The sequence below is a fragment of the Paenirhodobacter sp. genome (assembly GCF_050177655.1).
In the GTDB taxonomy this organism is placed as follows: domain Bacteria; phylum Pseudomonadota; class Alphaproteobacteria; order Rhodobacterales; family Rhodobacteraceae; genus Rhodobacter.
The window spans coordinates 1-9,198 of sequence record NZ_JBFXGV010000070.1; the positions used below are offsets into that span (position 1 = coordinate 1).

9 protein-coding genes are annotated in these 9,198 nt (G+C 65.5%); all 9 read right to left on the reverse strand.

The window, feature by feature from the left end:
• Positions 1-52 precede the first annotated feature (52 nt).
• Complete coding sequence (locus AB7U46_RS16845) at positions 53-382, reverse strand: toxin-activating lysine-acyltransferase (protein ID WP_428338156.1); 330 nt, start codon at positions 380-382, stop codon at positions 53-55.
• A gap of 787 nt (positions 383-1,169) precedes the next feature.
• Entirely contained in the window at positions 1,170-1,607 is a 438-nt protein-coding gene (locus tag AB7U46_RS16850) for a ribbon-helix-helix protein, CopG family (protein ID WP_428338148.1), read from the reverse strand.
• A 9-nt stretch (positions 1,608-1,616) separates the two neighbouring features.
• Positions 1,617-3,605, reverse strand: a complete 1,989-nt coding sequence (locus AB7U46_RS16855) for a conjugal transfer protein TraG (RefSeq protein WP_428338149.1) — start codon at positions 3,603-3,605, stop codon at positions 1,617-1,619.
• Between the two features lie 95 nt (positions 3,606-3,700).
• Positions 3,701-4,492, reverse strand: coding sequence for an HAD-IIA family hydrolase (locus tag AB7U46_RS16860; protein ID WP_428338150.1), 792 nt, complete (start codon positions 4,490-4,492; stop codon positions 3,701-3,703).
• Positions 4,492-5,343: a phosphodiesterase gene (locus AB7U46_RS16865; protein ID WP_428338151.1), complete on the reverse strand. Its 852-nt coding sequence runs from the start codon at positions 5,341-5,343 to the stop codon at positions 4,492-4,494. The genes AB7U46_RS16860 and AB7U46_RS16865 overlap by 1 nt, the downstream gene beginning before the upstream one ends.
• A gap of 57 nt (positions 5,344-5,400) precedes the next feature.
• Positions 5,401-6,642, reverse strand: a complete 1,242-nt coding sequence (locus tag AB7U46_RS16870) for an ABC transporter substrate-binding protein (RefSeq protein WP_428338152.1) — start codon at positions 6,640-6,642, stop codon at positions 5,401-5,403.
• 29 nt (positions 6,643-6,671) lie between these two features.
• Entirely contained in the window at positions 6,672-7,565 is an 894-nt protein-coding gene (locus AB7U46_RS16875) for a carbohydrate ABC transporter permease (RefSeq protein WP_428338153.1), read from the reverse strand.
• Entirely contained in the window at positions 7,562-8,533 is a 972-nt protein-coding gene (locus tag AB7U46_RS16880; protein WP_428338154.1) for a carbohydrate ABC transporter permease, read from the reverse strand. Before AB7U46_RS16880 ends, AB7U46_RS16875 begins: the two co-directional genes overlap by 4 nt.
• A partial coding sequence (locus AB7U46_RS16885; protein ID WP_428338155.1) for an ABC transporter ATP-binding protein occupies positions 8,526-9,198 on the reverse strand: 673 nt, incomplete at its 5' end. The genes AB7U46_RS16885 and AB7U46_RS16880, both read right to left, overlap by 8 nt.

Here is a 9,198-nt window from a genome sequence, read left to right on the forward strand (position 1 = left end):
TTGACATAGCTGGATGTCGGGCAGCCGAAATCGCGGGTCAGCCAGTAGATCTTCATTGGGGGTTCCCTTGGTTTCTGGCGACCGCATCCCAGAATTGGCGCTTGACATCCTCGGGATCGGCGAAGGGCGAAACGCAATCGACGATGACGACATTGGCGCCCGAGCGCCACTCTTCGGCAGCAAGCGTTCCGTCGCCGGCGAGGCGATCACGGACGGTATCGGATACAAGAGCCCACGCTACGAAGGCGATGGGTTGCTTGTCCTTCATGTAGAGCTTGAACTGCTGGAGCACGATCGCTGGTGTCACCCGCGCCTCGATCTCGCGGATCGCCAGGTCGCGATGGGCCTTGCTGACCGTCATCAGCCAGACCGCCTGTCCCATTGTGGAGGCAAAAGTCGCTGCGTCGGGTAGCGCCGTGAGCGCGCTTGCACCGGGCACCGTCACGCCCGACCTGACGGGCGCGCTGGGATAATCCGCCGGGCATTCATGACAACTGGTCTCAACAGAAAATCCACCGAACTGTCCTTAAATCAAATCTTACGCAATGTTCCCCACCGTGGCGGGGCCTGTCAAGCCGAAACCAGGCAAACTGGACCTATACTGGTTCTGCTCCGATCGGCGGAAACACAAACCGGGCTCCGGTCGCGACTGGATGAAAGACCCATGGCAGGTCACAGGGAAGAAGCTAGGTTGACGGAGGCGTTAAAGGAAGTCAGCATCCCTTGATGGTATCGACAGGAACGCCTTGCAATCGTTGACCTGCCGCCGTTGGTGTCCCGTGCAGCACCTGTCACATTGGGCTCAAACTGACTGTTCGCCACACCCGGTTCGAATGACAGCGCTCACTAACGTAGGATTTCATACTCTTCCGCAGTTCAGGCTTCAGATGGGCAGTAAGCCCTAAAGGCAATCTACCCGACTGCAGAAAGTGTGTTCTTGGAGTTTCAGATGTCGTTCTGTGCGCATCCGAGAGGGGCAATCGAACCGGACATTCGCGGTCTCCACGCAAACATTCGGTTCGTGGTGCTTGGGCCAACTTATGACGCAAAGGTCAATTTCATCTGAAGTCCAACACCAGCCAATCGCTGTTCCCCGGGCCGAACTGGCAGCCGACACGTCCACGGGATGTCGCAGAGATATTGCGAGCGAGAGGTCGTTCAAACAAACCCTACGTCTCGTCACTGCCGAAACCTTTCCGATCACCCCGTGACACATCCTCGGGCAACTCATCCAGAAAGCTCTTTCCCTTCTGCACACGCCGCCCAAGCGTATCGACAAATCCCTCGAAGCGCTCACGCCCCTTGGCCTGCGCGGTGGCCTGATCTTCGGGCGGGATCGGCGGTGTGACGGTGAGCCAGAAGCGCACAAAGAGCGCCAAGGTTTCTGACGTGATATGCTCATCGCGTTCCAGCCGCGCAAGCTGGCGGGACAGCCGGTCGAGCCGACGGGTCATCGCCGCTTCCTGGAGATCGGCGTGATCAGGCGACAGGAAGCTTTCGACCGCAGCCTCCACGACGGCGGAGCGCGTGATCCGCTTGCGATCCGCAAGGTCGTTGATGCGCCCGATCATCTCAACGGGCAGCGAAACATTCAGGCGGCTACGCATCCCCGGCCCTCACAGCGCGATGCCATCGTCATGATCGAGCGTCGCCTGGCGCGCCACCTGCCCCATCTGACGCCGCAGCACCTGCCGCTGCCGGACCACGTCCTCCGGCTCGTCGTCCAGCATCATCTCGAACTCCTTGGCCGGCGCCGGATCGCTCTCGTGAACGATCTCGACATGCTCGGGCAGATCAGGTTCGCGCCGCAAACCGGCATTGGCCTCGTCTTCATCGCTCGCTCCCGCCTGCGCCTGAGGCTTGATCTCGGCCACGGGCAAGGGCAGATCGGACCAGCCATCAGGCTTTGTCAGCATCGCCACCGAGGCCACTTCGGGCGGCGGCAAGATGCGTTCGCGGAACCGCCGGTCGAGATAGTACCGCGCCTTCTTTGCCCGGATCGGTGAGGATCCTGCGACCATGACGATCTCGTCATCCGCAGGCAGCTGCATGATCTCACCTGGCGTCAGAAGCTGGCGCGCGGTCTCAGACCGCGAGACCATCAGATGACCAAGCCACGGCGCAAGCCGGTGGCCGGCATAGTTGCGCATCGCCTTCATCTCGGTCGCCGTGCCGAGCGCATCCGAAACTCGCTTGGCCGTGCGCTCGTCATTGGTGGCGAAGCTCACCCGAACGTGGCAATTGTCGAGTATCGCGTTGTGCGGGCCATAGGCCTTTTCGATCTGGTTGAGTGACTGGGAGATCAGGAAGCTCTTGATCCCGTAGCCCGCCATGAAGGCCAGGGCGCTTTCGAAGAAATCGAGCCGCCCGAGTGCCGGGAATTCGTCGAGCAGCATCAGCACCCGGTGCTTGCGGTCCTTGGCGTGCAGATCTTCCGTCAGGCGGCGGCCGATCTGGTTCAGTACCAAGCGGATCAGCGGCTTCGTGCGCGAGATGTCGGAGGGCGGCACCACGAGATAAAGCGTGGCGGGCCGCGCATCGGAGATCAGGTCCGAGATGCGCCAGTCACAGCGCCGCGTGACATGGGCGACGACCGGATCGCGATAGAGGCCGAGGAAGGACATGGCCGTCGAAAGCACGCCGGAGCGTTCGTTGTCCGACTTGTTGAGCAATTCCCGCGCGGTCGAGGCGATGACCGGGTGCGGCCCCGCCTCTCCGAGATGGCGGGTGGTCATCATCGCCTGCAGTGTGGCCTCAATCGGCCGACGCGGATCGGAGAGGAAGGCCGCGACACCGGCCAAGGTCTTGTCCGCCTCGGCATAGAGTACATGCAGGATCGCGCCCACAAGCAGCGAATGCGAGGTCTTTTCCCAGTGGTTGCGCTTTTCGAGCGAGCCTTCGGGATCGACCAGAACATCCGCCACATTCTGAACGTCGCGCACTTCCCACTCGCCGCGCCGCACCTCGAGCAACGGGTTGTAGGCAGCGGAGGCCATGCTTGTCGGATCGAACCGCAGGACGCGGCCGTGCCTGGCGCGAAATCCCGCGGTCAGCTCCCAGTTCTCGCCCTTGATGTCATGGACGATCGCCGATCCCGGCCATGTCAGCAGCGAAGGGACAACCAGACCAACGCCCTTGCCGGAGCGTGTCGGTGCGAAGCACAACACATGCTCCGGCCCGTCATGGCGCAGGTAATCCTGATCGAGCTTGCCGAGAACCACGCCATCGGGCCCGAGCAACCCCAGCTTCTCAACCTCCTTTCGTTCGGCCCAACGGGCCGAGCCGTAGGTGTCGACATCCGCCGCCTCCCGCGCCCGGATCACCGAGAGCGAGATCGCCACGGCGATGGAGATGAAACCGCCCGAGGCCGCGATGGCCCCGCCCTCCCAGAAGATCGCGCGAGCATAGGCATCGTAGAAATACCACCACCAGAAGAGGGCCGGCGGGGGATAGACCGGCATGCCGAGGAGCTCGAACCATGGCGGTCCAAGCTGTGCCTGAAACCCCAGACGCCAGGCAACCCACTGCGTTCCGCCCCAGGTGGTGGCGAGCACGATCAGGAAGACGGCGAGGATCTGGCCCCAGAGGATTTTCGTGGCTGTCATTTCTTGGCCTGAGCATGGTCAAAACCCAGACTGCAATTCATTGGTACTGGGAGGAGAAAAAACGGCGTCCCCTGACGGCGTTCAGGACGCCGATCTCACCCCAAACTCCGAGGATCATGCTGGCTTGCCGCGAGTAATCCGCGGGGGGCCGTGCGGATCACCGCCTCTTCGAGAAAGGCTTCGAGATCAGCATAGCGCTCCGCTCGCGGCCCGACCAGCGCGCAATCCAGCCCCATCCGGCGCGCCCCGGCGCCATCGGTCGCGGGATTGTCGCCGATCGCCAGAATGCGGCGCGCCGCATGCGGCAGACGCGCCAGCGCCTGGCGATAGAGGCCGGGCTCGGGCTTGCCGATCACTGTATAGGCCAGATCCGGCAGGACGCTGCGGATCGCGGCCAGCAGGCTGCCGGTTTCGGGCACCGGGTCGCCTCCGGGGCCGGGGTGGCTTTCGTCCGGGTTCGCCACCAGAAGACGCGCACCGCGGCGCAGCTGGCCGATGCAGGCCTGCAGGTCGCGATAGGAAAACCGCTCGTCCCGGGTCAGGAGCACATGGCTGGGCGTCTGCCGCTCGAGGGTCAGCCCCAGCGCCCGGGCGTGATCGCCAAGCGCAGGGCTGCCATAGAGGCAGAGCCGCACATCGCCCTCTTGCGCGAGCAGATCGAGCGCCGCCGTGCCCGCCAGCACGATCCGGCTCGGCGGCGCGTCGAGCCCGATCCCGGCCAGCCGGGCGGCCAGCGTGGCCGGGGTATCGGTGGAATTGTTGCTCAGGATGATCAGCCGCTCGCCCGCATGCGCCAGCAGCGCCCGCGCCCCGGGCAGGACGCGGTCGCCCGAAATCAGGCACCCGTCGAGATCGCACAGGATCGCATCGTAATCGTCGAGCCGCATCAGAACCGCCCGAGCTCCTGCGGGTGGGTCGCGGCGGCGGCCTCGGGGCTTTCCAGATCGAAGACCGGCCCGTCATAGCCAAAGGAACAGTCGTGGATCAGGATCTGGCCGTCGGCGACGCTGACATAGGCCAGATCCGGCGGCTCGATCGCGCCCATGATCCGGCCGGGCTGGTCGAATTCGTGGTGCACCTGATGCATCAAGGCGCGCTGGATATGAAACGGGATGCCGTGCCAGAGCCCCGAGATCGGGCGATGGACATGGCCCATGAAGAGATAATCGGGCCGGCGCCCGGCATGGGCAAAGGCGGCCCGCTCGGCCTCGGCATCGCGCAGCCGGATCGCATCCATCGGCGGGATCGCCAGATCCATCGGCGGGTGGTGCTGAAACAGCAGAACCGGCCGGTCGGCCGGCGCCGCGCGCAGGGCATCTTCAAGAAAGCCGAGGCGCGCCGGGCAGAGCCGGCCGTGATGGCCCGGCTCGTCCTCGGTGAGCGTGTCGAGGGTGATCAGGCTCGCCTGATCGAAGACATGCAGCCCCTGAACGAAGCCGCCCTGATCGGGCGCGTCGGGGAAGGCCGCGCGGAAAGGCGCGCGCGCATCGTGATTGCCCAGCATCAGGATCACCGGGATCCGCAGCACCGCCAGTTCGGCGCGCAGGCTCTCATAGGCGGCGCGCTCGGCCCGGTCGGTCAGATCGCCCACGATCACCAGAAAATCGACTTGCGGCAGGGTGTCGAGAAAGGCGAGCGCGCGGCGCAGGCTCTCGCGCGGGTCGAAGCCGTAGATCCTTTGCCCGGCGGGCACGAAATGCAGATCGCTCAGCACGGCGAAACGAAGAGTGGCTGTCATGGCGGCGTCCTTAGCAAGGGGGCGCGGCAGCGGGGGCACCGCCGCGCCAGGGTAGTCTTAGTGCGGTAGCAGCGCGTTGACCTCGGCGATCATCTCGTCGCGCAGCGCCTCCATGTCATCGGCGTCACCCACGAGAATGCTCTCGAGCCCGTCCTCGATCGCCTGCGTCACGGCCAGCCCGTTATCGCCGGGATAGGCGAACCATTCCGACAAGAGCGGCAGCTGAGTGACGGCGGTCATCTTGTTGGGGTTCTGCGCATAGAAGCTGTCCATCAGGAGATCGTTCGCGGCCTTGTTCGGCGGGATATATCCGGTGGTCAGCGCGACGGCGGCCGCGCCCTCGCCCGAGGTGGTGAACTTGATGAACTCCCACGCCGCCTGCAGCACCTCGGGGTCGGTCGAGCCCGAGGTCAGCATCGCCGAATTGCCCCCCGCGGGCAGCGCCTTGGGCGCCCCGCCGATGCCCGGATAGGGGCCGGTCACGAAATCCCAGTCGCCGGTCTTCGAGCGGTCGACGAAGCCGACATAGGCGGTCGAGCTGAAGAACATGCCCAGATCGCCCGCGGCGAACTGCTTGGAGGCATCGCCCCCCGAAATGTTCTTCATCGCGCAATCGTGGAAGATCGCCTTCGCGGTTTCCAGCGCCCTGAGCCCCTCGGGATTGTCCATGTTGAACTTGCCGTCCTGGATCATCGGCACGCCCTGGCTCCACATCGCGGCCTGCAAAAGCCAGTTGCCCGAGATGTCCCAATGCCAGAAGAGCGCGTCGTGATCGCCCTTGGCATTGACCGCGCGGCAGGCGGAAATCACCTCATCCCAGGTCGTGGGCACGGTCTCGATGCCGGCGGCGCGCAGGATATCCATGTTGTAGAACCCGATCGGGGTCGAGACCGAGAACGGGAGGCCATAGACCTGACCGCCGAAGGTCGACAGATCGAGCATCGCCTTGTGATAGCCTGCCGCGTCAAAGCCGGGCTCGGCCGCGATATAGGGATCGAGCGGCTTGGCGATGCCGCGCTCGACCAGGATCGCCTGGCGGTTCAGCGCCTGAAACGAGACGTCGGGCAGCGTGTTCGCCACCGCCTCGCGCAGGATCGTGTTGGTCGCATCCTCGTAATCCTCATAGGTCGCGCGGAATTTGACCTCGATCTCGGGGTGGGCCTTGGAAAAGGCCGCCATGATCTGCTCCATGGTCGGATCGAAGACCGAGGAATAGGCATAGGCCACCTCGATCTGCACGGCCTGGGCGCCGGTGGCGAGCAGGGTCGCTGCAAGGGTGAGCGGAAGCAGGGATTTCATGACAGGGGTCCTTGTGTGCAGGGGAGGGGTCATTTCAGGCCGGTCAGCGTGATACCGTCGATGAACCGGCGTTGCGCGAGCAGGAAGGCCGCGACGAGGGGCGCGACGATGACCATCGCGGTCGCCATCATCGGGCCGTAGAAATCGCCATCGAGATCGCCCTTGAACTCGCGCAGGCCCAGGGGCGGGGTGAAGAGGCTGCGATCGCCGGTGATCACGAGGCGCGGCCAGAAGTAATCGTTCCAATGCGCCACCACCGAGAAGATCGCGAAGGCCAGCAGCGCGGGGATCGCCACCGGCAGCATCACCCGCCAGATGATCGCGAATTCGCCCATGCCATCCATCCGCGCGGCGTCGATCAGATCGTCGGGCACGGTCAGGAAGAACTGCCGCATCAGGAAGATGCCGAAGGCCGAGACGACCCAGGGCAGGATCAGCGCGGCATAGCTGTTGGTCAGCCCGAGTTTCGCCAGGAGCACATAGAGCGGCAGGGCGATCGCATGGACCGGGATCAGGAGGCAGAAGAGCACAAGGCCAAAGGCCGCCTCGCGCCCCCAGAAGCGCAGCTTGGCCAGCGCATAGGCCGCCGGCACCGCGATCAGCGTCTGCAGTGCGAAGATCGAGGCGGTGACGATCACGCCATTGAGCAGGTAGCGCCAGAGCGGCGCCTTGGAGAAGGCCTGGCGGTAATTGTCGATCACCGGGCGGGTCAGGCAGTCGGCCTCGGCGCCGCCAAGGTTGAGGCAGCTCGCATCAGCCATCGGCGCCTGCGCGCCAAAGATCCCGCCGGTGCCCGCGGCGATCTCGGCGGGCGATTTGAACGAGGTGCTCAGCATCACATAGAACGGCAGCAGCACGATCACCGCGCCCAGGATCAGCACGACATGCGCCAGCGTCTGGCGGGGGGAGAAGCGGGGGGTCATTGGGAATGCACCTTGCGTTCGACGAAGCGGCGCTGCGCCAGGCTGATCAGCATCACGAAGCCGAGGAAAAGGACGGTGATCGCCGCGCCCAGGCCCACGAGGTTCTGCGCGATGCCCTTTTCATAGATCGCGTAGATCATGACATAGGTCGATTTCGCCGGGCCGCCGTGGGTCAGCGCCTCGACCGTGTCGAAGACCTGAAACGAGCGGATCGTGGTGATGGTAACGACGAAAACGGTGGTCGGCCCCAGCATCGGCCAGGTGATCAGGCGGAAGCGCTCCCAGCCGCGGGTGACGCCGTCCATCTCGGCCGCGGCATAAAGATCGCGCGGCACCGAGGTCAGCCCGGCGAGATAGAGCACCATGTTGAAGCCGAAGCTCTGCCAGATGCCGATGAAGGCCAGCGTGCCGAGCGCATAGTCGCGATCGCCGAGCCAGATCGGGAAGCCCTCGGCGCAGCCGCGCGCGAACCAGGGCCAGAGCTCGAGCGCCGAGCCGCAGCCAAGCGCCAGCGTGCGGTTGACGATGCCCAAGCTCGGATGCAGCGCGAATTCCCAGACGATCGCCATCGCCAGCAGCGAGGCCATGACCGGCAGGAAATAGACCGTCTTGTAAAACGACTGGCCGCGCCGCACCCCGCGGATCATGAGCGCCGCCCCAAGCCCGAGCGCGACCGAGGCCGGCACCACCAGCACCACATAGAGCACCGTCGCCCAGATCATCTTGCGATAGCTCGACCGGGTGAAGAGGTCGGCGTAATTCTCCAGCCCCACCCAGCGCAGATCGGGTCGCCCGAGTGTGTAATCGGTGAAGGACAGCACCGCCGCGACCCCGACCGGCACAATCAGGATCGCCGCCATCAGGATCAGCGCGGGGGCGAAGAGAATGGCGCCCGCGCGGGCCTGCAGATGCTCGGGGCGCGCGGTGCGGCGGCGGGCGGCGGCCCGGGTCAGGATCGCCTCAGACATGGCCCGGCACCTGGGCCAGCGCCGCCACCGGCACCGCCTTGCCCGCGACATCGAAGCCGGTGATCCGCGCGGGATCGGCCTGCAGCTGCAACAGATGCCCCGGGCGCAAGGCCGCCCGCGCCGAGGGCGCGAGCCGCGCGACCAGGGCGCGCTCCATCCCCGCCACCTCGAGATGCACGAAGAGGTCCGAGCCGAGGTTCTCGATCAGCCGCACCCGCCCGGCCACGAGGCCCGGCCCGTCGCAGGGGGTCAGGGCCTCGGGGCGGATGCCCAGATGCTCGACCGCGCGCCCGGTGGCGCGCAGCCCCGCGGCCGCGCCCGCCACGCGGATCCGCCCGCCCGCGCCGGTCTCAGCGGGCAGGATATTGATCGCGGGCGAGCCGATGAACTGCGCCACGCGGATATCGGCGGGGTGATCATAGAGCAGCTCGGGCGCGCCGACCTGCAGGATCTCGCCCTCCATCATCACGGCGATCCGGTCCGACATGGTCATCGCCTCGGCCTGATCATGGGTCACATAGACGAAGGTCGCGCCAAGGCGGCGGTTGAGCTGGGCGATCTCGGTGCGCATATGCACGCGCATCTTGGCATCGAGGTTCGACAGCGGCTCGTCGAGCAGGAAGGCCGCCGGTTCGCGCACCAGCGCCCGGCCGACGGCGACGCGC

Bases quoted from the DNA above. Each gene is read 5' to 3' on its own strand.
- AB7U46_RS16870 (WP_428338152.1), bottom strand. From the start codon at position 6,642: ATGAAATCCCTGCTTCCGCTCACCCTTGCAGCGACCCTGCTCGCCACC.
- AB7U46_RS16845 (WP_428338156.1), bottom strand. From the start codon at position 382: ATGGGACAGGCGGTCTGGCTGATGACGGTCAGCAAGGCCCATCGCGAC.
- AB7U46_RS16880 (WP_428338154.1), bottom strand. From the start codon at position 8,533: ATGTCTGAGGCGATCCTGACCCGGGCCGCCGCCCGCCGCCGCACCGCG.
- AB7U46_RS16875 (WP_428338153.1), bottom strand. From the start codon at position 7,565: ATGACCCCCCGCTTCTCCCCCCGCCAGACGCTGGCGCATGTCGTGCTG.
- AB7U46_RS16860 (WP_428338150.1), bottom strand. From the start codon at position 4,492: ATGCGGCTCGACGATTACGATGCGATCCTGTGCGATCTCGACGGGTGC.
- AB7U46_RS16865 (WP_428338151.1), bottom strand. From the start codon at position 5,343: ATGACAGCCACTCTTCGTTTCGCCGTGCTGAGCGATCTGCATTTCGTG.
- AB7U46_RS16850 (WP_428338148.1), bottom strand. From the start codon at position 1,607: ATGCGTAGCCGCCTGAATGTTTCGCTGCCCGTTGAGATGATCGGGCGC.
- AB7U46_RS16855 (WP_428338149.1), bottom strand. From the start codon at position 3,605: ATGACAGCCACGAAAATCCTCTGGGGCCAGATCCTCGCCGTCTTCCTG.